The organism is Sorangium sp. So ce176, from assembly GCF_051519835.1.
In the GTDB taxonomy this organism is placed as follows: domain Bacteria; phylum Myxococcota_A; class Polyangia; order Polyangiales; family Polyangiaceae; genus Sorangium; species Sorangium cellulosum_G.
In genome coordinates this window covers 10,559,239-10,584,046 of sequence record NZ_CP150371.1, presented here as the reverse complement: position 1 = coordinate 10,584,046, position 24,808 = coordinate 10,559,239, and the positions used below count along the sequence as shown (strand labels likewise).

Here is a 24,808-nt window from a genome sequence, read left to right as displayed (position 1 = left end):
GGTCTCGGCGGGTTTTGTGCTAGAACCGTGCCCGGTCGTGGCCGCACGCAAGAAGATTCTCATCATCGAGGACGAGCCCCACATCGTGCTGGGGCTGACGGACGCCCTCGAGTTCGAGGGCTTCTCGGTGGCGTCGGCCTCGAAGGGGAAGGACGGCGTGCTGCTCGCGCGGCAGGAGAAGCCGGACGCGATCCTCCTCGACCTCATGCTGCCCGACACGAACGGCTTCAAGGTCTGCGAGGACCTGCGGCGCTGGGACGCGTTCGTGCCGATCATCATGCTGACGGCCCGCGGCCAGGAGATCGACAAGATCCGCGGCCTCGACGCCGGCGCCGACGACTACGTGACCAAGCCGTTCAGCGTGGGCGAGCTCATCGCCCGCCTGCGCGCCCTCTTCCGCCGCGCCGCCCGGCCCGCCGAGGCGCCCGTCGAGGTGTTCACGATCGGCAACGCGCAGGTCAACATGACCGCCCACACGGTGTCGCGGGGCTCGCGGTCGGACCAGCTCTCGTTCTACGAGGTCGAGCTCCTGCGCCTCCTTCATGAGCGCGTGGGCCAGCCGGTCTCGCGCGAGGAGATCCTCCAGAAGATCTGGGGCATCGAGGCCGGGCCGTCGAACCGCACGGTCGACAACTTCATCGTCAAGCTGCGCAAGAAGATCGAGCGCTCGCCCGACAAGCCGGAGCACATCCTCACGGTCTACGGCTTCGGCTACAAGCTCGCTCCCTGACGGAGCGGCAGCACGTTGCGCAGGTCGCACGGCACCGTCACCGCGGCGTCGGTGATGCGCCTCGGGTCGAGGTCCGAGAGGCGCGCGCCCTCGCGGAGCTGCCGGGCCTCGAAATGCAGCCGGACGAGGCCCGGGCTGCCTGTCTCGCCCGCGTATCCGACGACGTCGCCCGCGTCGAGGCGCGCGCCCGCCACGACGCCCGGGCCAGGGCGATCGAGGTGCCCGTGGAGCAGGATGTACCGACGCACCCGGTCGCCCTCGCGCACGTCGTGCGCGGTGGCGACCGTGATCCCGGACAGCTCGCCGACGAAGACGACCTCCGCCTTCCCCTCCTGACCGTCGAGCCTCAGCGCCGCCACCCGATCGCCCCGCGTCGCGGCGATCTCGACCCCGCCCGTCCACGACGGCGGCTCGGGCCGCGCGGCGCCGATCGCGGCCACGGGGCCGGCCGGCGGCTGCGCGCCTGCCTGCGCCGCGGTGCCCTCGACGAGCAGGAACGCCGGCGGCTGATCCGGCGCGCCGATCGGGAAGGCGTACGCGCCGGCGCTCGCTGGACGCTCCGGGCGGCGGGGGATGTGCTCGTAGGCCTGGCTGCGCGCGCCCGCCCCGGCAGGGCGCGCCCCGCCGGGGCCGTAGATGGCCGCCGCGCCCCCCTCGGCGAGCGGCGCGCCCGGAGCGGGCAGCGGGATGCACGCGGCGCCCTCCGGCACGGTGCGCGGACCGCAGAGCGCCCCCGCGCCCGCGGCGCCGCGCGCTGCCGCCGCCGGCGGCACGACCGCGGGCGGCGGCGGCGCGGGGTCATCGAGGCCGCCGAGCGCAAGGACGAGGGCGGACGCCGCGGCGCCGCGCACGAGCGGGGAAGGGGAGAGCGCCGCCCTCGTCGGGCGGGCCTGCGGTGAGCCGGACGCGCGCATGCAATGAACGGTCTACCGCATCGGGCGCGGCTGGCGAGCGCAGCGCAGCGGCGCCGCGCTCGATCGCGCCGAGCCCGCGCGCGGCGGCGCCGGCCTGGCGGCGCGCGGCGGCGCCGGCCTGGCGGCGCGCGTGGCCGCGCCCGCCGTGGACGGGAGACGGACGCGGAGAAATGGAGCGGAATTCGCGGGGAAGAGGCCCCTGCTGCCTGCCAGCTTGCGGAGGCGGCGCGCTGTTGATAGCTCCTCTTCGTGCAAAATCGCCAAGCCATCGAGACGACCCTGAACAAGCTGTTCGACGCGGAGCGCACGGCTCGCCGGCTCCACGACGACCTCGCGGCCATGCCCGGCGATGCGCTGCTCGACGTCCTCACCGACGCGATCGCGAGCGCGGCGCGCGAGGAGGACGAGGACGAGGCGGCGCTCCGGCTGGTCCGCGTCGCCTCGCTGCTCGGCGAGCACGAGGGCCCGCGCGCGCTCGACGCGCTCATCGACGTGCTCGCGTCGGAGCACCCCGAGGCGCGGCAGGCCGCGGGCGAGGAGATCGAGTCGCTCGCCTACGAGCGGTTCAAGGAGGTCGCCCAGGCGATCGAGCGGGCGCTGAAGCGGCTGCCGGTCGGGTCGTCGGCGCTCCCGGAGCTGCCGTACCTCATCGCCGAGGTGCCGGAGCCGGGCGTGCCGAAGCTGCTCGGCCAGTTCCTGAGCCACAAGGATCCGGACGCGGTGGCGGCGGCGATCGAGACGCTCGTCGAGATCGGCGACCCCGCGCACGCGCCCCTGATCCAGCCGCTGCTCGGCGACTCGCGCACGGTCGAGCTGGCGGACGACGGCGGCGGCGACGAGGCGACGTCGGAGGTCACGCTCGGCGAGCTCGCCGAAGAGGCGCTCGGCCTCCTCGCGCCCTACGACGACGAGGAGGGGGACGGGGCCGCCTGATGAACGGCCCGCCGCTGAGCGCGGCGGACGCCGTGTTGTTCGAGCACGCGGTCGTCCCGCGCTACATCTCGTTCTTCGCCTCGCTGGCGGTGAACATGCTGCTGCCCTCCGAGGCAGCGCGGATCGTCCATTTCGGCTGCAGGAGCGGCTTCCCCGATCCGATCGTGGCCGACAAGCTGCCCGGCGCGGCCCTCGTGGGCGTCGACGGCTCCGCCGCGGCGCTCGATCTCGCGCGCGCCAAGGCGGCGCTGTTCTCCGGGATGAACGCGAGCTACGTGCTCGCCGACGCCCTGCCGACGCCGCTGCCGAGCGAGAGCTTCTCCCACGCGTTCACGCTGCACCCGGTCTGCAGGCCGAACGAGCGGGCGCAGCTCCTCGCCGAGCTGCGCCGGGTCCTGGTCCCGGGCGGCCAGGCGCTCATCGCGCTGCCGCTGCGCGGCTCGTTCCCGGAGGTCGCCGACATCGCGCGGGAGTGCGCGCTCAAGCAGGACCTCTCCGAGCTCGGCGCGGCCGTCGACGCGGCCGCCGTCAGCCGCCCGACGATCGAGACGATCGCCGAGGAGCTCGAGGGCGCGGGGTTCGACGAGGTCGAGGTCGACGTCCAGCTCATCGCGGTGTCGTTCGACAGCGGGCGCGAGTTCCTCGAGGACCCCATCTCCCGGCTGATGGTGATCCCCGAGGCGACGGCGATGCTCGACGTGGAGCCGCAGATCATCGACTCGATGCTCAAGTACCTGCACCACGCGGTGTCGAAGTACTGGTCCGAGGGGGTGTTCGAGCTGACCGTGAACGTCGGGTGCGCGAGCGCCCGGCGCCCGCTCGGCTGACGCCTGGGCGAGCGGAGCGGACGGGCGTCGGCGCCGGTCGCGCGCGCGGCCGGCGTCAGCGCTCGTGCCCGCCGCCGCGGAGGCCGAGCTCGTCGAGCCCGGCGAGCGCCGCGAGCGAGACCGGGTGGTACGGGGGCCGCGGCGTGATCGGCTTCTGGACGTCGCCCCCGCGCTCCTCGATGAGGCGCGCGCAGAGCGCGAGGCACCACTTGCCCTGGCACCAGCCGGTGCCGAAGCCCGTGTAGCGCTTGACCGACTCGATGTCCTTGTAGCCGCGGTCCATCGCGGCCTCGAGCTCGTGCAAGGTGACGTCCTCGCAGCGGCAGACCAGCGTCTTCATCGCGCTAGTCGCCCTCGTACTCGCAGCGGGCGTCGCAGGTCTCGAAGATGGTGACCCGGTTCAACGACGGCAGCGACGGCGCGAGGCGGCTCCAGATCCACCGGGCGAGCACCTCGCTGGTCGGGTTCTCCAGCCCGGGGACCTCGTTCAGGTAGTTGTGATCGAGCAGGTCGTGGAGGGGAGCCCAGGCCTCGTAGAGGTGGCCGTAGTCGATGAACCACCCCGTCTCCTCGTTCACGGGGCCGCGGATCGCGACCTCGACCTTGAAGCTGTGGCCGTGGAGGCGCGCGCACTTGTGCCCCTGCGGCACCTTGGGAAGGCGGTGGGCGGCCTCGAAGCGGAACTCATGCACGAGACGGACGTTCATTGGAGCAGCGGTCATGGGGCGGGCGCCGTGAGGCGTCAACGCCCCGCGGCCTCGTCCGGGGCTCCCGCGCGGGGCCTCGTCCCACGTGGGCGGCGTGCGGCCAGCGGGCGCGGCGTGGGACGAACGCTGTCGCGCGCCGGACGGGGTTCCCTCGAGGAGCTCGAGCGGCTATACCCCCGGCCATGCCGCAGAAGCCCGCAGTGAGAGCCAAGAAGAAGCGTCGCGACACCAAGCGCCTGGCGAACTGGCGCGCCAAGAAGGAGCTGCAGAACGCCCAGGGGACGCCGCAGGCCGACCCGACCGCCGCGCAGCCCAGCAGCTAGGCCGCGAGCACCGGCCTCGGCCGGTGCTCAGCCCGCAGGCTCGTCTTCGCCGTCGTCGTCCGGCTCCGACCCCGGCTCCAGCGACAGCCGCCCCTGGCGCCGCGCCGCGCGGACCGTCGCGACCTCGGCCCGGGACGGGTTGATCACCAGGAAGCCGTGGTCCGCGTCGAGGAGCGCGACGTCGCCCGGCGACGCCCAGCGGAACGCGCCCGCCACGTCCACGATCGAGGGCGCGCCGAGGAGCTGGAGGAGCACGAGCGAGCGCGGCCCGGACCGGTCGCTGAGCGCGACGCCCACCGGGTTGGCCCGGGCGGAGATCAGGAGATCGAAGACCGTGAGCTGGTCTCCCACGAGGACCGCCTTCGACGGGAGCTGGGCCCGCGCGTCTGGGGTCGCCAGCATCAGGATCGCGTCGCAGAGGTCCTCGATGTCGCGGGCGCGGTCCTGCAGGAACGGGTCGCCGACGATCCCGTTGGCGGCCCGCGCCACCTCGCGGGCGACCGTGCCGAGCGCCTGCGCGACGCTGCGCCCGCCGGCCGCGAGCTCGAAGGCGCGCGCGCGCAGGCGGCCGTCTCCGATCATCAGGAGGTACGTCGAGAGGAACGCCGCGTCCTGGGCGATCCCCCGCTCCGCCGCGCGGGCGTGCAGGTCGACGAGCGCCTTCTCCGCTGTGTCGAAGGCGAACCGCAGGAGCTTCGGATCGCCGCGGCCCTGCTGCGAGCCGAGCGACGAGCTGGCCGGCCGCCGCAGGGCCGCGATCGCGCCGAGCGCGCGCCCCGGGACGACGGGCAGCCCCGGCAGCGTGACCTTGCGGGTGCCCCCGCCGGTGCGCCGCCGCCGCTCGCGCAGCTCGTCGAGCACCTGCGCGTGGCGCGCGCCGGACGCGATCGGCGCCGTCAGGGCCATGAGGAGCTCGACGTCGCGCGCGGTGAAGGCGCGATCGCCCGCCCGCTGCACGACCAGGGCGCCGAGCGGGCGGCCGCTCCCCAGGATGGGGGCGGCGAGGAAGACAGGGAACCGCTCCTCGCGGAGCTCGGGGAACGCCCGGTAACGCTCGTGCTCCGTCGCCTGGACGACCGAGATCGGGCGCAGGCACTCGACGGCCATCCCGGTGATGCCCTGCCCGACCGGCAGCCGCACCGTGCCCCGCGCCTCGCGCGGGAAGCCCACGTTGCCGCGCAGCACCAGCTCGTCGCCGTCGCCCTCGAGGAGGTACAGCGAGGCCACGTCGGCGCCGAGGATCGCGGCGATCCGCTGCGGCGCCTCGTCGAGGAGGAGCGACAGCGGCATCGGCTTCGCCACGAAGGCCAGGTACTCCAGGACGAGATCCAGGCGCTCCTCGCGGCGCACCTGGATCCTGGCGGAGGCGACAGAGGGCGGCGCGCCCTCGTCCTCGGCGCCCGCCCCGTCGGTCGAGCTGCCGGAGGGCTCGCTCGGCGCGGGCGAGCCCCGGTCGGCCTCGATCCCGCCCGACGCGCCGTCCAGGAGCCCGTCCCGTGAGCCCTCCACGCCGAGCGGCGGCGCGGACGGGCTCGCGATCGCCTCGAGCTCCGCGGGCGTGGGGGTCGCCTTCGGATCGGTGCGCGACGACATACGACGATCGCTATCACACACCGTCGCTCGAGCGCACCTCGCACGCGCGAGCGTCCGGGCGGCTCCGCGAGGCGGGCGGCGCGGCGGCGCGATGGGCGCGATGGGCGCGCTCCGGCGCGCCGCCGGCCGGCAGCCCGGTTCAGGCCGTCAGCGCGTGCGCAGGTCGACGGGGCCGTCGAGGGGCGGGCGCTGCATCCATCCGAGCGCCGAGACCCGGGCGCGCGGGGCCGCCGCGGACGCCGCGCGCGCGAGCTCCCCGCCGCCGCCCGCGCCGATGGCGGTGATCGCGCCGCGGATCGGCGCGAGAAGCGCCGCCGCCGCCTCCGCGCTGCTCGCCGCCACGTGGACGACGCGCGCCGCGGGCGGCAGCAGCAGCGAGCGCGGCGCCGCGTCCAGGCCGACCCCGTGCCCCTCGCCCTCCCAGAACGAGCCCACCGCCTCGAGCGTCGCCCTGTACATGGCGATCTCGGCGCGCGCGGCGCCGTCGATCGGCCCGCGCGGGACGCGCGCCCCCGCCTGCCCGAGCGCCTCGTGCAGGGCGCGCGCGAGCGCCTCCGCGCGCCCGGCCGGCCCCTCCACCAGCACGAAGCGCGGCGACAGGCACCCGCGCTGATCGAACGGCACGACGTCGTCCGCGATGTCCCGCGCCGCCTCGGTGATGTCCGCGGCGGGGCCGACCACGGCGAGCCCGAGGCCGGCGCCGTGCCCGCGCACGAGCACGCCCCGGCCGGCCCGGGCCCGCAGCGCCGCCACGGTCTCGTCCGAGCCGTAGATGTGCAGCTCGGCGCGCGGCGCATCGCCGGCGGCGCCCTCGCCGGCGTCCTCGAGCGCGAGATCGGCGACGAGCGCGATGGCGCCGCCGGCGCGGGCGAACGCCTCGTCGGCCTGCAGCGCGCGCACGAGGAGCTCCGCGACGACGGGATCGCGGCGGGACGGGCGCACGAGGACCTCCGGCGCCGTCGCCGCCGCGACGGCGATGGCCCGCAGCGGCGCCGTGCACACGTTGGCGGCCAGGATCACCTGGCAGCGGCGCGCGCGCCCCGCGGTCGTCACGAGGGCGTCGAGCTCGCCGCCGCTCGGCGCGACCTCGAGGTGGCGCGCGAGCGCGAGCTCCACGCCCTCGGGGGAGAGGCCGCTCGTCGAGGGCAACCGCCGGCGCGCCTCCTCGCCCAGCGGATCGCGCGGGTCCGCGATCCGCGCCGCCGCGGCGACAGCGCGCTCGACCCGGCGGCGCCGCGCCGCGCCGGCGTCCATCACGGGCCGCCGCCGAGCATCTGGTCGAGCGCGATCGAGCAGCCGCGCGGCGGCGCACCGGCCGCGCGGCCGAGGAGCTCGACGCCGTCTTCGGTGACGCGCACGCGGTCGGCTGTCTGGAGGGCGACGGCCGAGTCGACGTTCGCGAGATCGACGATCCGCGCGAGCCCGATCTCGCCGGCCGGAAGCGGCGCGAGCGTCTCGGGGTCCGCCGCGGTGACGCGCGTCCAGGGCGGCGCGTGGTAGAGCCCCGGCGCGGCGCGCGCCGCGACAGCGGGGCCGCCGAGCGCCGCCGCGAGCGTGCCCTCGTAGAGCTGGCTGGAGAGCTCCGTCATGCCGTACTCGCCCACGACGTGCGAGGGCGGCACCCCCAGCGCCCGCGCGATCGAGGCCCGCAGCTCGTCCGCGGGCACCTCGCGCGAGCGGCCCTTGTAGCCGCCGGTCTGCATGACCCGGCTCCCTGCGGGCAGCAGCGTCGCGCCGCCGGGCAGCGGCGCCTCGAGCAGGTGCACGAACGCGAACGAGGTGCCGAGCACGATGGCAGGCTCGCCCGCGGCGCGCGCCTCGCCGCACGCGCGGGCGAAGCCGCCGGCGTCGAGCTCGCCGCCGCGCACGTGCCACGTCGCCGGCCCCGAGAGGCGCGCCGCGAAGCGATCGATCATGAAGCCGAGCGACGAGTCCGGCGCCTCGTCGAGCGGCGGCGCCAGGACGAGCGCCCGGAGCCGCGCGCCGTCGGGCCACAGCAGGCGCTCGCCCCAGGCGAGCGCGGCGAGCTCGTACGTCGCGGTGGTGCGGAACGGGTGCTCGCCGCGGGACGCCGCGCCGAGGGAGGTCCCGCTCGTGCGGAAGACGCGCTCGTCCGCCGCCGGCGGGTGGGCCGCGACGCGCGCGAACCGGAAGACGTCGCACGGCACCGCGGGGATCTCGTCGGCGCGCTCGATCGCGGCGACGTCCGCGCCGCGCGCCGTGAAGAGGCGGGCGACCGGCGCGCAGCGCGCGGCCTGGTGCCGGGCGAGCGCGATCGCGAGCGCGTCGAAGGTCTCCGGGAGCGCCGCGCCGCCCGGGAGGAGCGACGCCTCGATGAACGCCCGCGCGCGCCGGTGCAGCGCCTCGCTCTGGTCGGGTGGTTCCACGGGGACCGGGATAGCACGCGCCGCCCCGCGCGCGGGGGCCGCCGCGGCCAGCGCGCGGGCCATGTCGAGCGCCGCGCGCGGCGTTCGCCCTAGCCCGCGAGCACGCGCGCGAGCGCGCCGGCCGCGGCCGACAGCAGCGCCTCGGGGATGGTGAGCGCCGGCGTCAGCGTCAGCGTCTCGCCGCGCACCCCCCCCGTGAGGATCAGGTAGCCCTCGGCCAGCATCCCGCGCATGGCCCGGAGCCCGAGCTCGGCGCTCTCGAGCTCGACCCCGACCATGAGCCCGGCGCCCCGCACGTCGACGACGCCCGGCGCGCGCGCGAGCGCCTCCCGCAGCGCCTGCTGGAAGCGCGCGCCGACGTCGCGCGAGCGCGCGGCGAGCTGGCCTGCGTCGAGGGCGTCGAGCGTCGCGAGCGCGGCGCTCGACGCGAGCGGCGACCCGGAGTGCGTCGAGGTGTGCACCACCTCGCCCTCGCGCGCCCACGCCCGCATGATCGGCTCGGGCGCCACGCACGCGGAGATCGGCAGCCCGCCGCCGAGCCCCTTGCCGAAGCAGACGATGTCCACGGGCGCCCCGATCTCGCCCGTGCGCGTCATGGCCCCCGACCGACCGAGGCCGGTCCAGATCTCGTCGGCGATCACGAGCGCCCCGCGCCGGCGCGCCGCCTCGCACACCGCGCGCAGGAACCCGTCCGGCGGCACGACGCAGCCGCCCCGCCCGAGGATCGGCTCGAGGAGCACCGCGCCCGCCTCGCCGCCGCGCAGCGCCGCCTCGATCGCGTCGAGCGAGCGCGCGGCGCCCGCCTTGTCGCGCGGGTACGGCGCGAACGTCACGCGCGGGTTGAGCTGCTCGGCGAACGGCGCCCGGTAGCTCTCGCGCAGCCCGCACGCCGCGAGCGGCGCGTACCCGAGGCCGTGGTAGGCGCCCTCGAACGCGACGAGCCCCGGCCGCCCGGTCGCGAGCGCCGCCGTCTTGATGGCCGCCGTGACCGCGTCGCTGCCGCTCTGGCCGAGCAGCGCCATGGGCGAGGGCCCGGGGTGCAGCGCCGCGAGGCGCTCCAGCAGCGCGATCTTCACGTCCGCCGAGTACACGTCGCCCAGCGCGAGCGTCAGCCGCGCCATCTGCACCTCCGTCGCGCGCCGCACCGGCTCCGCCGCGTGGCCGAGCAGCAGCGCGCCGAAGCCCGAGCACAGGTCGACGTAGCGGTTGCCGTCGACGTCGCAGACGTTCGCGCCGCGCCCGTGCGACAGCACGATGGGCAGCATGTCGGCGCCGCTCTTCTGCGCCCGCGCCTCGCGGCGCCGGCCGAACGCCGGGCACTCGACGCGCTCGAGCCGCTCGAGGGCGCTCCGCGACAGGGGCCCAGGCGGCGGCACCCGCACCTCGGGCAGCTCGCCGCCGTCGCCCGCGCCCAGCGCCGCCGAGGGCGGCAGCTCGCTGTTCGGCATCGTCGTTCCTCCGCCGGACCCTTAGCGCAACCGAGGCCTGGAGCTCAGGCGCACACCCGGTTTCTTCCGCTGTTCTTCGCGTGGTAGAGGCGCTCGTCGGCGCGCTTGATGAGGTCGTTCGCGGTGCGATCGCCCTCCTGCAGCAGCGCCACGCCGACGCTGATCGTCACGCGGATGCTGTCGGCCTGGAAGACGAAGAGGTGCTCCGCGACCTTCTGTCGCAGGGTCTCGCCGAGCGCCGCGGCGCCCTCGATGGACGTCTCGGGCAGGATGATCGCGAACTCCTCGCCGCCGTACCGCGCAAACACCTCATCGCGGCGGATGCGGCTCTGCACGATGCGCGCGACCTCCTTCAACACGAAGTCGCCGGCCAGGTGGCCGTGGACGTCGTTGATGCGCTTGAAGTGGTCGATGTCGAACAGGAGGATCGCGAGGTCCCGCTCGTGGCGGCGCCCGCGGATGATCTCGCGCTCGAGCGCCTCGTAGAGGTAGCGCTTGTTGTGGATCTGCGTGAGACCATCGATGATGGTCATCCGGTAGATCTCTTCGTGGTATTGCGCCTCGACGTCGGCGCCGGACAGGAACTTGAAGATCGTGGGGCCGATCTTCACCCGGTCTCCGTTCTTCAGCACCACCTCGCGGGAGATCTGCTCATCGTTGCAGTACGTCCCGTTGGTGCTCCCGTCGTCGACGACCATCCAGGCGCTCGGCCGCTGCTCGAAATGGGCGTGGCGTCGTGACACCGAGTCGCCGTCGAGCACGATGTGGTTGTCGGCCCCGCGGCCGACCCGCGTCGGGTTGTGCTCCAGCACGAACCGCTTGCCGAGCAGCGTGGGCTCCTTCGTGTAGATCACGACCAGGCAGTCGGTCGTGTTCTTGCTGCCGCCGCCCGGTGGGGGCTGGACCACCTGCGTTACACGAGTCTTTTCGTCGAAGTCGCTCACGCGCGCTCAGCCCAACCCGTCGTGCGACCTAGCTTCGACACGTCTCGAGCTCCTCCGGAGACGGAACCTACCCGGGCGCGGCGCTTCGGTCGCGATCCGACGGCTCGATATGCCTTAGCTCGCCCGAGATCAAAGCGTACTGACATGTCCCGACTCCCGTCAAGACGCCCATCCGGGCGACGCTGTCTTCGGTGCTTCCTCCGCCCTCCTGACCTGACAGCGGCGTACGTCGCCCTCTGCGCTCCGTCGCACCCTTCCACGTTCTCGGCTTGTTCCCCGCACGCCGTCCGCCCCCTGCCGCTCACTCCGCACCACATCCCTGTGCTCGCTCACGTGCATTGTGGGGCATTGTGCGTGTCCATCGCAGTTGACACGCTGCCCGTCTCCTCTTGTACAGCCCGCGCTGTCGACGATGCGGCTCTCTCTATGCGTTTCCCGGGCGCGCCGCCACCCGTCCGGCGAGCAGTTGGGCCTGCAGGGCAGAGAATGGTTCGCTGGAGCACGATGTGTCTGTTCGGTCGGCATGTCCGCTGCGGGACGAGGCTGCGCGAGTTCTGCCTCAAAACCAGGGTGCATCACAACGCTGAACTGACCGCTGCGCACGCCGTCGCTGCGCGCCGCGCTCGGGTCTGCTGCTGAGGAGCGCCGGTTGGTTGACTTGGCATACCGGGTGCGTAGGATAGACATGCGTCGCGGCGGAGACCTTCCCCCCCCAGGTCCGTCGCGACGTTTTTCATTTCCGGCCGCCCGTTCCCGCCTCCAGACCGGCATGGCCGCGTGCTTTCTCCTGGGATGATCCTCGGAGCACAGCGTTTCACGCCCTCTGAGGGTTAGCCACGCTCCGTCTTTGCTGGAACCGTCCGTCCCGAAGCTATATCGAATGTTCGAGCTCAGCCGCGACGCGCGAGGTGACCAGAGGCGGCAGAGGCGGCAAAGCCAGCAGAGACTGCGGAGGCGACAGGCGCGACAGATGTGACGCCGGGTCAGCGCCGAAGAGGGCGTCGAGAATCCGAGCTCGACCGCAACGAAGGTGTTGACGACCGGTGCCCGCCAGCGCGAGCCGCCGGGAGCGAGCGCGAGAGCCCGGGTCGGGCCTCGGTCACGCGCGCGGCGCGCGGGAGGCGAGCGACACGCGCGCCGCGCGAGAGGGGGGCGCCGCGCGCGAGGGGAGCGTCGCGCGCAGCTCGCCGCCGTCGAACACCCAGAGCTCGCCGGGCTGCCCCGGGGTCCAGGTCTCGTTCGCTGTGAGCGGGGTGGTCGCGACGACCGCGACGCGATCCTTCGGGCTCGTCACGGCGGAGAAGTCGACGCGGACGTCGTCGTCGACGAGCGCCGCGACGCCGAACGGGGCCTTGCGCACGATGTAACAGAGCCGGGTGGCGCAGCGGGCGAAGAGGTGGCGGCCGTCGCCGAGCAGGAAGTTGAACGTGCCATCCTGGCCGAGCTCGCCGCCGAGCGCCGCGACCGCCTCCCAGAGCTCGCTGGTCCGGCGCGGATAGCCGGGGAACGCGCTGCGGAGCCCCTCCAGCAGGTAACAGAAGGCGTGCTCGCTGTCGGTCGTGCCGATGGGGTTGAAGCGGCCCAGCGCGCGGCGCCGCACGCGGGGCAGCGTGCCGTTGTGCGCGAAGACCCAGTGCCGGCCCCAGAGCTCCCGCACGAACGGGTGCGTGTTGGCGAGCAGGACGTCGCCGCGGGTGCGGCGCCGGATGTGGCCGATCGCGAGCAGCGTCTTGATCGGGGTCTCGCTGAGGAACCGCGCCAGCGGGCTCTCCGCGGCGGGGCTCGGATCGAGGAAGACGCGCGCGGCGCGCCCCTCGAAGAACGCGAGACCCCAGCCGTCGGCGTGCGGGCCGGTGCGGCCGCCCCGGTGCCGCAGACCGTTGAACGAAAAGACGATGTCCGTCGGGACGTTGCACTCCATGCCGAGGAGCTCGCACATGCTCGCGGCTGCACGATACCACCGCAGGAGGTGGCTGCGACCGGCGAGTCGATGCGCCGTAGAGGTCTGCCGCCAGCGCGTCGATGCGCCGGCGCCCTCCGACCGCCGCGCGGCGGGCCGCGCGCTCCTGGCCGGCCGCGCGGCGGGCGGGGCGCCGCGTCAGCGGTCCGCGTCGGACTGGAACGACGAGCGCGGGATGGAGTGGACGAGGTCGATGACGGCCTTCACCGTGTCGACAGGCGTCTCGGGGATGATGCCGTGGCCGAGGTTGAAGATGTGCCCGGCGCGCCCGCCGGCCTCGGCGAGCACCGCCCGCGCGCGGCGCACGGCGACCTCCCGGGGCGCGCAGAGCAGCAGCGGGTCGAGGTTGCCCTGCACGGCGCGATCGTGGCCGATGCGCTGCCACGCCTTGTCGAGCGGCGTGCGCCAGTCGACGCCGATGACCGTGCCGCCGGCGTCGCGCTGCGCCTCGAGCAGCGCCCCCGTGTTCGTGCCGAAGTGGATGACCGGGATCCCTGTCGCCTCGAGGTCCTGGAGGATGTACCGCACGTGCGGCTGCACGTGCTCGCGGTAGTCGTCGATCGAGAGCGAGCCGACCCACGAGTCGAAGAGCTGCACCGCCTGCGCGCCCGCGGCGACCTGCGCGCGGAGCAGGCGGCGGACGACCTCGGAGATCTTGCCCATCAGCGCCGACCACGCCTCGGGATCGCTCCACATGATCTGCTTCGTGAGCCGGTAGTCGCTCGATTTGCCGCCCTCGACGAGGTAGCTCGCGATGGTGAACGGCGCGCCGGCGAAGCCGATGAGCGGCGTCTTGCCGTCGAGCTCCTTGCGGATGAGCCGCACGGCGTCGAGCACGTAGCCGAGGCCCTCCTCCGGCTCGAACACGCGCAGCCGCTCGATGCCCGCCCGGTCGCGCACGGGCTCGTGGATGACCGGGCCCTCGCCCTTCGCGAACTCGAACGGGGCGCCCATCGGCTCGAGCGGCAGCAGGATGTCGGCGAAGAGGATCGCCGCGTCCATGCCGAGCCGCAGCGGCTGGAGCGTCACCTCGAGCGCGAGCTCGGGCGTCTTGCAGATCTCGAGGAGCGTGTACTTCTTCCGGAGCTCCCGGTACTCCGCCATGTACCGGCCGGCCTGGCGCATGAACCACACGGGCGTGACATCGGTCGGCTCACGCCGGCAGGCGCGCAGGAAGCGATCGTGCATGGCTGGCTCCAGGATGGGTCGAGGGACGCCCTCGGGGCGTTCCTTCATGTCCGTTCAGCCACCCCCCGGCAATCAGTTTCTGGACGCTTCCCAGCGCCGCGGGGAGCGCGGTGGCCGGCCTCCACGGCGGGCGGCGCGAAGGGTGGGACCCAAGCGCTGGCTCGGTCGCCGTGTAGACTGGGGACATGGCGCGTCCCTCCAGACCTCCCGGCTTTGACATGACGTACAGGCCCGAGAAGCGCATCGCGTTCGGGCCGCCGCTGAAGGAGCGCATCCCGGCGCTGCTTTACTTCGCCTTCGCCATCGTCGTGACGGCGGTGATCCTCTATGGCCAGAACGCCCCCTCGAGCTCTCGAATTTTCCAGTACGTGGTCGAGGGGGACCGGCACCGGCTCGTGTCGTCGAGCGTCTGCGCCATCATCCTGTGCGTGAGCGCGCTCGCGGCGGTGCTGCGCGAGCAGATGCGCGGCGTGGTCGTGCACCCGGACGGGATCGAGCTGCGCGAGCTGCTCGGGTTCGGGCTGCCGCGCGTGCGGCGCTTCGCCTGGTCGCAGATCGACAGGATGTCGGTGCCGCCCGCGCGGGCGGGCGCCGGAGACGCGGGGGCGGACAAGGCGGAGGGCAAGCTGTCGGGCAACATCCGGCTGGATCTCTGGGACGGGTCGCGCACGTGGCTGCCGGACGTGGGCGACAAGATCGCGCTGTCGGTGGTGCTGGAGCGCGTGGCCCTGGCGCGGGCGATCCCGATCGAGGGGGGGACCGGGCTGATGGACGACCTCGGCAACCCGCTGCAGGACGACGGCTGAGCCGGCTCAGGCCGCGCTCGCGCCGGCCTTGCGCTGCGCGAACTCCTCGCGCACGGCCCTCCGCAGCTCGGGATCGAGCAGGAGATCCGCGCACGTCATCGCCATCGCCTTGGCGGCGATCAGCATCGAGTCCTGACCGGCGGGGCTCGCGGCGCGCGCGGCGAACGCGTGCTGGTGGCATGTCGTCTCGTCCTTGCCGCAGATCGCGATCCACGGGTGGATGGCGGGGAGCGCGTGGGAGACGTCGCCCATGTCGGTCGAGCCGGTGCCGACGGCGGGGTCCATCTCCAGGGGGGAGCGGCCGAGGGCGCGCAGGTGCTCGCCGAAGCGGCGCGCCATCTTCCGGTTGTTGACCATGTTCTTGTAGCCGCCCTGGTCGACGAGCGTGAGCTCGACGCCGCTCGCCATGGCCGCGCCGCGGGCGCAGCGCTCGACGATGGCGCGCACGCGGGCGAGCTCCTCGGTGTCGAGGGCGCGGACAGAGAACTCGGCCACCGCGAGCTCCGGGATGATGTTGACCGCCTGGCCGCCGCTCTTGATGAACCCGTGCACCCGGACGCCGTCGCGGAAGTGGACGCGCTGGCCGTCGATGAGGCGGAAGGTGTCGAGGCACGCGGTGAGCGCGCTGTTGCCGTCCCACGGCGCGAGCGCGGCGTGCGACGGCTTGCCGCGGAACTGGAGCTCGAGCCAGGTGCTGGCCAGCGTGTCGTGGGCGAGCAGGTCGCGGTCGAACGGGTGGAACATCATCGCGGCGTCGACGCCCTCGAACGCGCCGGCCTCGAGCAGCCTGATCTTGCCGCCGCCGCCCTCCTCGGCGGGCGTCCCGACGAGGTCGATGGTGCCGGCCACGGCGTCCCTCTGCCGGGCGAGCGCGAGGAAGGCGCCGAGCGCCCCGGCCGCGATGAGGTTGTGCCCGCAGGCGTGGCCGATCTCCGGGAGCGCGTCGTACTCGGCGAGGATGGCGAGGTGCGGGCCCTTGCCCTGGCCGATGCGCGCGCGCAGCGAGGTGGGCATACCGCCGAGCCCGCGCTCGACCTGGACGCCGTGCTTCTCGACGGCCTCGGCGATCCACGCAGCGGCCTTGTGCTCCGCGAACCGGAGCTCGGGGTTCGCGTGGATGCGCCCGGCGATGTCGCGGAGCTCGGGGGAGAGGTCGTCGATGTCGCGCTGGATGCGGCTCGGGTCGAGGCTCATGGCGGGGCGATACTACTCTGGATCTGCGCGCCGCGCCTGGGCCATGGTGGCGCTCAAGGAGTCAGGATCTCGCATGCACGGACCGCGCTGTTCCTCGCGCTTCCTCGTCTGCTCCCTCCGCCTCTGCCTCGGGGCGATGCTCGCGCCCGCCGCGTGCGACGTGCCGGCGTGCGCGCGTGCGCGTGCGCTTCAGGAGAGCGCGCCGGCTGCCTCGACCGACGCCGCTTCGCCTGGGCCGTCCCAGGCGGCGCAGGCGCAGGCAGCGCCCGCCCGCGTCGTGGTCGAGGCGAGGGCGATGGGCACGAGCCTGGTCCTCGCCGCCTACACGAGCGACGTGATGGATGAGGCGGCGATCAGGGGCCGGCTGGAGAAGGCGGTCGCCGAGATCCGCAGGCTCGAGGGGCTGATGACGACGTGGCGGCCGGACAGCGAGCTGTCGCGGGTCAACGCGGCGGCCGGCAAGGGCGCGGTGGAGGTGAGCCCGGAGTCGCTCGCCGTGATCGAGAAGAGCCTCTGGATCAGCGAGCGATCCGGGGGGGTCTTCGACATCACGTTCGAGGCGATGCACGGGCTCTGGAAGTTCGACGAGGACATCGACGACAACGTGCCGCCGAGGGAGGACGTCGAGAGGGCGCGCGCGCTCATCGACTACCGGCAGATCGCGATCGACAGCGCGCGGCGCACGGTGATGCTCGCGAGGCCCGGGATGCGGCTGAGCCTCGGCGGGATCGCGAAGGGGTACGCCGTCGACGCGGCGGCGCAGGTGCTGCGGGCGGAGGGGCTGACGTCGTTCTTCGTGCAGGCGGGCGGCGATCTGTACATCGCGGGGAAGAAGCCGGACGGCTCGCGGTGGCGGGCGGGGGTGCGGGATCCGCGCGGCAAGGACGCGAACGACTACTTCGCGATGATCGAGGTGGAGGACCACGCCTTCTCGACGGCGGGCGACTACGAGCGGGGCTTCATCAAGGACGGCAGGCGCTACCACCACATCCTCGATCCGCGGACCGGGTTCCCGGCGACCGAGAGCCGGAGCGTGACCCTCTGGGCCAAGGACGCGCTGACGGCGGACGCCATCGATGACGCGGTGTTCATCCTGGGGGCGGAGAAGGGGCTCGCGCTGGTCGAGGAGATCGAGGACTGCGGGGCGGTGATCGTCGACCGGAACAACAAGGTGTGGGTGTCGAAGCGGCTGGAGGGGAAGGTCGAGGTGCTCCGGCAGCCGACGGAGGGATTGTAGAGGGCGCGGGCGCGGCGGGAGCCGGGGGCGAAGGCGCCCCGCGCGCTCCGGAAGCTTCCGGGGCGCGTCGGAAGGCTCCAGCGGGGTGCCGAGGGTGATGAGCTGGAGCTCCGCGATTGCGCATGACGCTCGCTGCCATGGTGGCGGCTCCTCCGTCATCGAGCCTCACGTCACCACGCTCCGCGGGGCTCGCAGCGACCGATGGGCCGCGCGCAAGAGCCCAGGGCAGGGCCAGAGCTCGCGATGCGCGGCGTTTCAGCCCACGATGAGTTCGTCCAGCGTCCCTGCGACGAGGACCCGCTCGGCCCACACCGGGAGCTGCTCCCCGGAGGCGGCGAGGACCTGCGCCCCCTCGCCTCGGGCCGGGGCAGCCCTCACCGCCCCTTGTAGACCGGCTTCCGCTTCTCCGCGAACGCGCGCAGCGCCTCCAGCCTGTCCTCGCTGCGCAGCGTCTCGTCGTAGTGCACCCGCTCGATCTCCAGACCGTGCTCCAGCGGCACGTCGTAGCCGTCCTCGATCGCACGGAGCGCCGCGGCCTGCGCGATCGGCGCGCCTGTCGCGATCGGCTCGATCCACGCGATGGCGTCGTCGACCACCGGCGTCCCCTCGGGCGACACCCGGTTCACGAGGCCCCAGGCGAGCGCCTCGGTCGCCGTGAGCCTCCGGCCGAGCAGGATCATCTCCTTCGCCCGCGCCTCGCCGACCACCCGCGGCAGCCGCTGCGTGCCGCCCGCGCCCGGGATGATGCCGAGCGACGTCTCCGGGAGCGCGAGCTCGGCGTGCGGCGCCGCCACCCGGAGATCGCAGATCAACGCGAGCTCCAGGCCCCCGCCGAAGGCGACCCCGTTGATCGCCGCGACCACCGGCTTCGGGCTCCGCGCGAGCATGCCGAGCTCTGTCCGGTACAGGCCGACCTGACGGCGGACGTCGTCCGGGCTCATGCCCTGCCGCTCCTTCAGGTCGGCGCCGGCGCAGAACGCCTTGTCGCCGGCGCCCGTGATCACGATCGCCCGCACCTCGGGGTCGTCCGCGAGCTCGCGCCCGAGGCGCCCGAACGCGAGCAGCGCGTCGCGGGAGAGCGCGTTGCGGCGATCCGCGCGGTCGATGGTGAGCACCGCGACCGCGCCGCGGCGGTCGAGCTTCACGGGAGAGGCCTCGGACATGACGCCTCCCTAGCCGACCGCGGCGGCGCGGCAAAGGGGCGCGCTCACCTCGCGTCGGCCGCCTTCTTGGCCTTGCTCCCCGCCGCCTCGAGCTTGCCCAGCCGCGCCCGGATCTCCGCGTTGTCGCGGCGCAGCGCCTCGAGCTCGTCCCGCAGGCGCTCGAGCTCGCGCTTGCCCGCCCCGCCCAGGTCGCGGAGAACCTCGCGGATCCGCCGCCGCACCCGGCCGTCGAGATCGCGGTCGAGCTGCCGCTGCAGCGCGCCCCGCGACCGGCCGTCGCCGAGATCGCCGAGCGCGCGCGCGACGTCGACCCGCAGGTACGGATCGGGCTGGTCGAGCAGCTCCTCGAGGAGCTCGCGCGTCCGCCGATCGCTGGAGAGCTTCGGCAACGCCATGATCGCCGCCCGGCGCGCCCGCGTCGGGATGCCGTAGCGCGTGCGCGCCGTGAGGTGCGGCACGGCGCGCTCGTCGCGCAGGTTCGCCAGCCCGTCGATCACGCCGCAGCGGACGACCTCGCCCCACGAGGGGCGGTCGAGCAGATCGATCAGCGTCTCGAACCCCGCGCCCTGCCGCGTGGCCCCGAGCGCCCGCGCCGCCTCGGCCTGCACGAGGTAGCTCGCGTCGCGCAGGGCCAGCCTGGAGAGGGCCTCCGCGGCCTTCGCCGACCTGAAGTTGCCGAGCGCGGCCGCGACAGCGCGGCGCACCTTCGGGTGCTCCACGTCCGCGCTCCCCTCGAGCAGCGCGAACGCCGCGCTCGACTGGAGCGCGCCGAGCGCGCCGGCGGCAGCGGCGCGCACCGCCCAGAACTCGTTCGCGTCGGCGAGCGCCTGCCCGAGCGCCCGCGCCGTCGGCGGGTCGTCGCGCCGCGAGAGCGGCTTCGCGGCGAGCAGACGGCCGCGCGCCGTCGGCGCGTGCGCGAGCTGCGCCCGCAGCAGATCGGCGGGCGCGTCGACCTTGACCTCGCCCAGGATCCTGAGGTCCGGATCCACCACCACGAAGCGAGGGCGCCGCGGGAGCGGGATGACGAATGTGTGCGCCTGCTGATCCACGCGCCGCACCTCGCGGCGCACGCTCGAGCCTTTGCCCTCCGCGAAGCCGAAATCGAGCGCCAGGTCGAACGCGAACACCGGCGGCGTCGAGGCCTCCGGCTGGAGCGCGTGCTCCCGGCTCGGGTGCTGCCCGGGCGCCTGCGTCTGCTTCACGGTCACCGTGCACTGGTCGCCCTCGAGCTCGATCTTCACGTCGAGCTCGGGGTGGCCGGCGCGGAAGACCCACTGCTCGAAGAAGCGCTCCAGCGACTTGCCGCTCACGTCCTCGAGCGCGCGGGCGAGATCCCGCGTCTCCGCGACCCCGCGCGCGTGGCGCGTGAGGTAGGTGTTCACCCCGCGCCAGAAGAGCTCGTCCCCGAGCTCCCGGCGGAGCAGGTGGAGCACGAGGCCGCCCTTCTCGTAGAGGTGCCGGTCGAAGACGTCGAGCGGCGCGTCGTAGTCCTGACAGACGATCGGCCGCCGGTAGCGCCCGCGCGCCTCGCCGAGGTAGGAGTCGAGATCCGCCTTCAGGCTGTGATCGTACTCGTCGGCGCCGAGGTGGTGCTCGCGATAGACGTGCTCCATGAACGTCGCGAAGCCCTCGTTGAGCCAGCCGTGCGACCAGTCACGGCAGGTCACGAGATCGCCGAACCACTGGTGCGCGAGCTCGTGGGCGATGAGATCGTCCGACGAGACGTCGAGCGCCGCCCGGTCGTCGAGCAGGATGTGCTCGTACATCGTGGTGGCGGTCGTGTTCTCCATCCCGCCGAAGATGAAGTCGCTCACGACCACCTGGGCGTAGCGGCGGAAAGGGTATTTGACGCCGAGCTTCTCGCTGAAGTGGCGGATCATGTCCGGCGTGCGCGCGAACGTGCGGCGGCCGTCATCCTCGCGCCCCTTCGGCACGAAGTACGCGAGCGGGATGTCGAGCGCCGCGTCGTCGATGCGCGCGAACTCGCCCGCCACCAGCGTGAACAGGTAGCTCGGGTGAGGCTCGTCGAGCCGGTAATGGTAGACGCCCGCCTTCTGCGACTTCGCGTCGCTCTCGAGCTCGCCGTTCGACAGGCAGTACCAGCCCGGCGGCACCTCGGCGCGGAGCTCGGTGGTCTGCTTGATGTGCGGCTTGTCGATGCAGGGGAAGATGTGGCGCGCGTCCTCGTCCTGGCACTGCGTCCAGACCTGGCGCGGGCGGTCGGGGACGTGCTCGTCGGGCTGGAGGAAGTAGAGCCCCCGCCGCGGCGTCGCGCGGTACCGGACAAGGATCGACGCCTCGGCCGCGTCGAGCGGCACGGCCACGCGGAGCGTCTCGCCGTCGTACGAGTGCTCGGCCGGCTGGAACGCGCCGCCCGCCGCGTTGCCGACGCCGCGCGCGCCGCGCCGGGGCTTCGCGGCGCGCGCGGCGCCGGCGCCGACGCTGATCTCGACCGCCTCCAGGTCGAAGCCGATCGCGTCGAGCGCGATCTCGCGCGCCCCGGGGTCGACGCGGACCGCCTCGAGCCGCGCGGTGCCGCGGATCGAGCGCTCCGCGACGTCGAGCGCGAGATCGAGGGCGATGTGCCGGATCGTGAAGGGGCGGGCGCGCTCGTAGACGCGCTTCGTCCCGGCGAGCGTGAAGGGACGCGAGGCCAGCGCGAACTCGGACGACGACAGGACGGAGCCGCAGGCGCAGCGCGAATGAAGCCGGTACTCTAGAGGCATCGCGGCCGAGTTTCCCCGCGCGACGCCCGGCCCTGCAAGGGAGAACTGGCGCGCTCTGGCGGGCGGCCGGGCGGCTCAGCCCTTCTTGAGGCCGTCGAGGACCTCCAGCGCGAGCTCGTACTTGCCGAGCGGCGGCATCAGGTACGCCCCCTGGACCCTGTCGCGCACCGAGAAGAGCATCTCGCGGGCGATCTTCACCCCCTCCTTGCGCGCCTCGGGGCCGGCCGGCACCTTGCGCATGCGCTCGCGGATCTCGTCCGGGATCTGCATGCCAGGCACCTCGTTGTGGAGGAACTCGGCGTTCTTGTAGCTGACCAGCGGCAGCACGCCGACGAGGACCGGCATCCCCAGGTGCTCGATGCGCTTCAGCACCTTCGCGAGCAGATCCTGGTGGAAGACAGGCTGCGTCATGATGATGTCGGCCCCGGCGGCGCGCTTGCGCTCCAGGCGCGCGATCTCCTTGTCGAGGTCCGGGGCGCCCGGCTCGAGCCCGGTGGCGAGCAGGAACGACGTCTTGCCGCCCGGGATCGGCTTGCCGGCCGGGTCGAGGCCGCGGTTCATCGTGCTCGCCATGTGGAGCAGCCCGATCGAGTCGAGGTCGTAGACGGCGGTCGCCTCCGGGTAGTCGCCGACCTTCGGCGGATCGCCCGTGATGACGACGAGGTTCTTGATGCCGATCGCGTGGGCGCCGAGCAGGTGCGCCATCTGGCCGATGAGGTTCCGGTCGCGGCCGCAGACGTGCAGGATCGGCTCGATGCCGTAGCGCTGGAGCAGGAGCGCGCAGAAGGCCAGGTTCGTCATGCGCGCGGTGGCGCGCGGGCCGTCGGCGACGTTCACGACGTCGACGCCGCTGTCGATCAGCATCTTCGCCGCGCTGAGCGCGCTGTCGGGGTTGAGGCCGGGGGCCGGGTTCACCTCGACGGAGACGACGAACTTGCCGGCGGCGAGCTTCGCCGCGAGGGGGCTGCGCTCGCCGAGCGGGGTGGGCTCGCTCCCGGTGGGCGCGTCCATCGTGATGTGCGGGCGGGCGGCGACCTCGGGCGCGGCGCCGCCCCGGAGCATGCGGGCCGACTTGGCCATCCACTTGACGTGCTCCGGCGTGGTGCCGCAGCAGCCGCCGATCATCGCGGCGCCCGCCTGGATCATCCGGCGGGCGAAGACGTCGAAGTACTCGGGCGTCGCCATGTAGAGCAGGCGGCCGTCGACGGTGCGGGGCAGGCCCGCGTTCGGCTGCACGCAGAGCGGGAGCCCGGCGGTGGCCATCCGCTCGGCCATCGCGAGCGAGAGCTGCGGGCCGTCGCCGCAGTTGACCCCGAGCAGGTCGACGCCCCAGTCGCGCAGCGTCCGGGCGACGCGCTCGGGCTCGCTGCCGTCGGCCACGACGCCGCTCGTGTCGAACGTCATCGACGCGAGGACCGGGAGCCCCGGCGCCGCCTTGCGCGCCGCCTCGACGGCGAGCTTGATCTCGTCGAGGTGGCGAAATGTTTCGAGAACCAGGACATCGACGCCGCCCTCGGCGAGCGCGCCCGCCTGCTCGGCGAAGGTCTCGGCCGCGGCGGCGAGGTCGTCGCGGGTGGCCACGCCGGGCACGAGGCCGGTGGGGCCGATCGAGCCGGCGACGTACGCGTCGCCGCCCGCGATCTCGCGCGCGATGCGCGCGCCCGCGAGGTTGAAGTTGCGCACCTCGTTGACGAGCCCGTAGCGCTCGAGGCGGAACCGGTTCGCGCCGAAGGTGTTCGTCTCGATGACGTTCGCGCCCGCCGCGACGTAGTCGGCGTGGACCTTCTTCACGAGGTCGGGCCGCGTGACGTTGAGCTGCTCGAAGTTCTGGGTGACGAACACCCCGCGTTCGTAGAGCAGCGAGCCCATCGCGCCGTCGAACACGAGGATCGAGCGCTGGAGCGCCTCGAGGAGAGGGGCTTCGGGTCTCGTGCGGGACATGGGGCGCATCGTAGGGGCGCGCCGGCTTCTCAGGAAGGGGGGGCGCGACGCGGTTGACGGCGCGGTCAGGATCTCGGTAGGCAGATCTCGAGATGAGCACGCCCCGATGGCTCCGCGCATTCGCCCTGGCGGCCTCCGCCGCTGCCTCGTTCCTCGCCGCCGCCCCCGAGGCGCGCGCCTGGCATCCGCCGGTGCACCGGTCAGACGCGGGCGTGGACCTCTACATGTGGAGCGCCCGCTACTACGGCACGTCGCTCGCCACCGTGCCGTTCGTGCAGTTCGAGCCGACGCCCGACCTGTTCATCAACCTGCAGTTCCCTGTCGCGCTCTCGATCGACAGCCGCCGCGGCGGCGTCGACCTCAGGAGCGAGTCGCGCGCGGGCCTCGGCAACCCCACGTTCGCGCTCTACTACTCGGACATCGACGGCAAGCTCACGTGGTACGCGGGCGGCCGCATCTCGCTGCCGCTCAACGCGGTCGATGACGTCGACTGGCGCTGGGCCACCGCGTCCGCCGGGTGGGCGATGGCCCTGTACGACGCGCACCTCTGGGCGACGGACACGCTGCCGATCGGCGGGTTCGGCGGCATCGAGTACCGGTTCGGGCGCCCGTTCGTGCTCAGGGCGGGCGGCGATCTCACGTTCATGCCCCCGCTGAGCGACCGGGTGCGCAACATCGGATACCTGGGCTCGAACGATCTCGACGTCGTGTTCCAGACGAAGGTCGAGCCCGAGTTCCAGAGCCGCGCCGGCTTCGGCGGCGGCGTCTCGCTGAGGATGGTGTGGGTCCCGACGGCGCCGGACGCCGCCGACGACGCGCAGGTCTCGCTGATGCCGTACTTCGTGTACGACAGCCAGAAGACCTTCTTCATGCGGGCCGGCCTGCTCCTCGCGCTGGACGAGCCGGCGGGGCCGGCGTTCGACAGGGGGCAGGTCGCGTCGCTCTACCTGCAGTTCGGCGGCCACCTCTAGGCCCCGGCCCGGCGCCTCGGGCGCGAGCGCCACGCGCGGAGGCCAGCGCCGGGGCGCCGCCCTCGCACGCATGGAGGCTCGAACATGACCCGTCGCCGCGCCATCACCTGGGGCGCCGCCGCCGTCGCTGCGGTGGCGCTCTTGCTCGTCTTGATCAAGCTGAACCGGTTTCCGCCGGACACGACGCCCGAGGGCGCGTATCTCCGCATCGCGTACAACATCGGCGCGAGCGAGCCGCGCGCGTGCTTCCCGTACCTCGAGGACCGGGCGCAGCACGCGGCCTACACGGTCCGGGATTACCGGCGGAAGGCGTTCGAGCGGATCGAGGCGAGCTATCCGGAGCCGGAGCGCACGCGCCTGCTCGAGCAGTACCGCGCGCACGCGATGGCCGAGGACGGGGCGGACGTGTGGGTCGACCTCGCCGCGAGGCAGGGCTTCATCACGCGCCTCCGGCGCGACCTGTCCGGCATCGGGAAGGTGGAGGTGACGGGCGAGCGCGCGACCGTCGAGACGGCGCGCGGGACGCGGTATCCGTTCCGCCGGAGGGACAACGGCATCTGGGGGCTGACGCTGTTCACGGCGGAGCTCGTGGCAGAGGCCGAGCGGGCGGCGAGGGACTGGGACGTCGTGGAGAAGGCCGCGCTCGATTACGAGCGGGGGCGGTGAGGGGGCGCGAGTACCGCGTCGTCCGGGCCCATCTCTGGTTCATGAGAGTTTGAACCACAGAGGGCACAGAGGGCACAGAGGAAGAGAAGAGACATAGAGGGATGGAGAGGCCAGAGATTGATTCTCTTCCTCTGTGCCCTCTGTGCCCTC

23 protein-coding genes are annotated in these 24,808 nt (G+C 73.6%); 8 read left to right on the top strand and 15 right to left on the bottom strand.

The window, feature by feature from the left end:
* Positions 1–37: 37 nt before the first annotated feature.
* A complete protein-coding gene (locus tag WMF42_RS40025; RefSeq protein ID WP_061611726.1) occupies positions 38–730 on the top strand; it encodes a response regulator transcription factor in 693 nt (230 codons plus the stop codon).
* Here the strand turns inward: WMF42_RS40025 and WMF42_RS40020 are convergent.
* Positions 712–1,644: a hypothetical protein gene (locus tag WMF42_RS40020; RefSeq protein WP_437688338.1), complete on the bottom strand. Its 933-nt coding sequence runs from the start codon at positions 1,642–1,644 to the stop codon at positions 712–714. The genes WMF42_RS40025 and WMF42_RS40020 overlap by 19 nt on opposite strands.
* 249 nt (positions 1,645–1,893) lie before the next feature.
* Between WMF42_RS40020 and WMF42_RS40015 the strand changes: the two genes are divergently transcribed.
* Positions 1,894–2,577 (top strand): HEAT repeat domain-containing protein, encoded by a 684-nt coding sequence (locus WMF42_RS40015; protein WP_061605429.1) that lies wholly within the window; start codon positions 1,894–1,896, stop codon positions 2,575–2,577.
* Positions 2,577–3,404, top strand: a complete 828-nt coding sequence (locus WMF42_RS40010) for a class I SAM-dependent methyltransferase (RefSeq protein ID WP_061605430.1) — start codon at positions 2,577–2,579, stop codon at positions 3,402–3,404. Before WMF42_RS40015 ends, WMF42_RS40010 begins: the two co-directional genes overlap by 1 nt.
* A gap of 55 nt (positions 3,405–3,459) precedes the next feature.
* On the opposite strand, the gene WMF42_RS40005 is transcribed toward WMF42_RS40010, so the two are convergent.
* Together WMF42_RS40005 and queD are read right to left on the bottom strand one after the other, a co-directional pair.
* A complete protein-coding gene (locus WMF42_RS40005; protein ID WP_061605431.1) occupies positions 3,460–3,744 on the bottom strand; it encodes a (2Fe-2S)-binding protein in 285 nt (94 codons plus the stop codon).
* A gap of 4 nt (positions 3,745–3,748) precedes the next feature.
* Positions 3,749–4,111: a 6-carboxytetrahydropterin synthase QueD gene (queD, locus tag WMF42_RS40000; protein WP_061605432.1), complete on the bottom strand. Its 363-nt coding sequence runs from the start codon at positions 4,109–4,111 to the stop codon at positions 3,749–3,751.
* A 182-nt stretch (positions 4,112–4,293) separates the two neighbouring features.
* Between queD and WMF42_RS39995 the strand changes: the two genes are divergently transcribed.
* Positions 4,294–4,434, top strand: coding sequence for a hypothetical protein (locus tag WMF42_RS39995; protein WP_199693429.1), 141 nt, complete (start codon positions 4,294–4,296; stop codon positions 4,432–4,434).
* 27 nt (positions 4,435–4,461) lie between these two features.
* Here WMF42_RS39995 and WMF42_RS39990 read toward each other — a convergent pair whose 3' ends face one another.
* The 7 genes from WMF42_RS39990 to hemE all read right to left on the bottom strand — a co-directional run bounded on the left by WMF42_RS39990 (position 4,462) and on the right by hemE (position 13,954).
* Complete coding sequence (locus WMF42_RS39990) at positions 4,462–6,027, bottom strand: GAF domain-containing protein (protein ID WP_437688337.1); 1,566 nt, start codon at positions 6,025–6,027, stop codon at positions 4,462–4,464.
* 147 nt (positions 6,028–6,174) lie between these two features.
* The gene (locus tag WMF42_RS39985; RefSeq protein ID WP_437694411.1) at positions 6,175–7,281 is read right to left on the bottom strand and encodes an acyl-CoA reductase; all 1,107 of its coding nucleotides are present in this window, start codon (positions 7,279–7,281) and stop codon (positions 6,175–6,177) included.
* Complete coding sequence (locus WMF42_RS39980) at positions 7,281–8,414, bottom strand: acyl-protein synthetase (protein ID WP_437688336.1); 1,134 nt, start codon at positions 8,412–8,414, stop codon at positions 7,281–7,283. The genes WMF42_RS39985 and WMF42_RS39980 overlap by 1 nt, the downstream gene beginning before the upstream one ends.
* A gap of 89 nt (positions 8,415–8,503) precedes the next feature.
* Entirely contained in the window at positions 8,504–9,862 is a 1,359-nt protein-coding gene (locus WMF42_RS39975; RefSeq protein ID WP_437688335.1) for an aspartate aminotransferase family protein, read from the bottom strand.
* A gap of 44 nt (positions 9,863–9,906) precedes the next feature.
* Positions 9,907–10,806 carry a GGDEF domain-containing protein gene (locus WMF42_RS39970; RefSeq protein WP_020741151.1) on the bottom strand — a complete coding sequence of 300 codons (900 nt, stop codon included), beginning with the start codon at positions 10,804–10,806 and terminating at the stop codon, positions 9,907–9,909.
* 1,099 nt (positions 10,807–11,905) lie between these two features.
* Positions 11,906–12,745 (bottom strand): class II glutamine amidotransferase, encoded by an 840-nt coding sequence (locus WMF42_RS39965; RefSeq protein WP_437688334.1) that lies wholly within the window; start codon positions 12,743–12,745, stop codon positions 11,906–11,908.
* Positions 12,746–12,904: 159 nt separating this feature from the next.
* Positions 12,905–13,954, bottom strand: coding sequence for a uroporphyrinogen decarboxylase (hemE, locus tag WMF42_RS39960; protein ID WP_437688333.1), 1,050 nt, complete (start codon positions 13,952–13,954; stop codon positions 12,905–12,907).
* Between the two features lie 218 nt (positions 13,955–14,172).
* Here hemE and WMF42_RS39955 point away from each other — a divergent pair, with 218 nt between their 5' ends.
* Positions 14,173–14,760, top strand: a complete 588-nt coding sequence (locus tag WMF42_RS39955; RefSeq protein ID WP_437688332.1) for a hypothetical protein — start codon at positions 14,173–14,175, stop codon at positions 14,758–14,760.
* Positions 14,761–14,766: 6 nt separating this feature from the next.
* Here the strand turns inward: WMF42_RS39955 and WMF42_RS39950 are convergent, their stop codons facing one another.
* On the bottom strand, positions 14,767–15,954 hold the full coding sequence (locus tag WMF42_RS39950) for an amidohydrolase (RefSeq protein WP_061612860.1): 1,188 nt from the start codon (positions 15,952–15,954) through the stop codon (positions 14,767–14,769).
* 73 nt (positions 15,955–16,027) lie between these two features.
* Here WMF42_RS39950 and WMF42_RS39945 point away from each other — a divergent pair, with 73 nt between their 5' ends.
* Positions 16,028–17,191: an FAD:protein FMN transferase gene (locus tag WMF42_RS39945; RefSeq protein WP_437688331.1), complete on the top strand. Its 1,164-nt coding sequence runs from the start codon at positions 16,028–16,030 to the stop codon at positions 17,189–17,191.
* 255 nt (positions 17,192–17,446) lie between these two features.
* On the opposite strand, the gene WMF42_RS39940 is transcribed toward WMF42_RS39945, so the two are convergent.
* The 4 genes from WMF42_RS39940 to WMF42_RS39925 form a co-directional block, all read right to left on the bottom strand.
* The gene (locus tag WMF42_RS39940; RefSeq protein ID WP_267888157.1) at positions 17,447–17,569 is read right to left on the bottom strand and encodes a hypothetical protein; all 123 of its coding nucleotides are present in this window, start codon (positions 17,567–17,569) and stop codon (positions 17,447–17,449) included.
* A complete protein-coding gene (locus tag WMF42_RS39935; protein WP_437688330.1) occupies positions 17,566–18,354 on the bottom strand; it encodes an enoyl-CoA hydratase-related protein in 789 nt (262 codons plus the stop codon). The genes WMF42_RS39940 and WMF42_RS39935 overlap by 4 nt, the downstream gene beginning before the upstream one ends.
* A 44-nt stretch (positions 18,355–18,398) precedes the next feature.
* Positions 18,399–21,080, bottom strand: coding sequence for a M1 family aminopeptidase (locus WMF42_RS39930; protein ID WP_437688329.1), 2,682 nt, complete (start codon positions 21,078–21,080; stop codon positions 18,399–18,401).
* Between the two features lie 75 nt (positions 21,081–21,155).
* The gene (locus tag WMF42_RS39925; RefSeq protein ID WP_061613404.1) at positions 21,156–23,021 is read right to left on the bottom strand and encodes a bifunctional homocysteine S-methyltransferase/methylenetetrahydrofolate reductase; all 1,866 of its coding nucleotides are present in this window, start codon (positions 23,019–23,021) and stop codon (positions 21,156–21,158) included.
* A gap of 92 nt (positions 23,022–23,113) precedes the next feature.
* Here WMF42_RS39925 and WMF42_RS39920 point away from each other — a divergent pair, with 92 nt between their 5' ends.
* Positions 23,114–23,992, top strand: coding sequence for a hypothetical protein (locus WMF42_RS39920; protein WP_061613403.1), 879 nt, complete (start codon positions 23,114–23,116; stop codon positions 23,990–23,992).
* A gap of 84 nt (positions 23,993–24,076) precedes the next feature.
* On the top strand, positions 24,077–24,658 hold the full coding sequence (locus WMF42_RS39915; RefSeq protein ID WP_061613402.1) for a hypothetical protein: 582 nt from the start codon (positions 24,077–24,079) through the stop codon (positions 24,656–24,658).
* Positions 24,659–24,808: the final 150 nt, after the last annotated feature.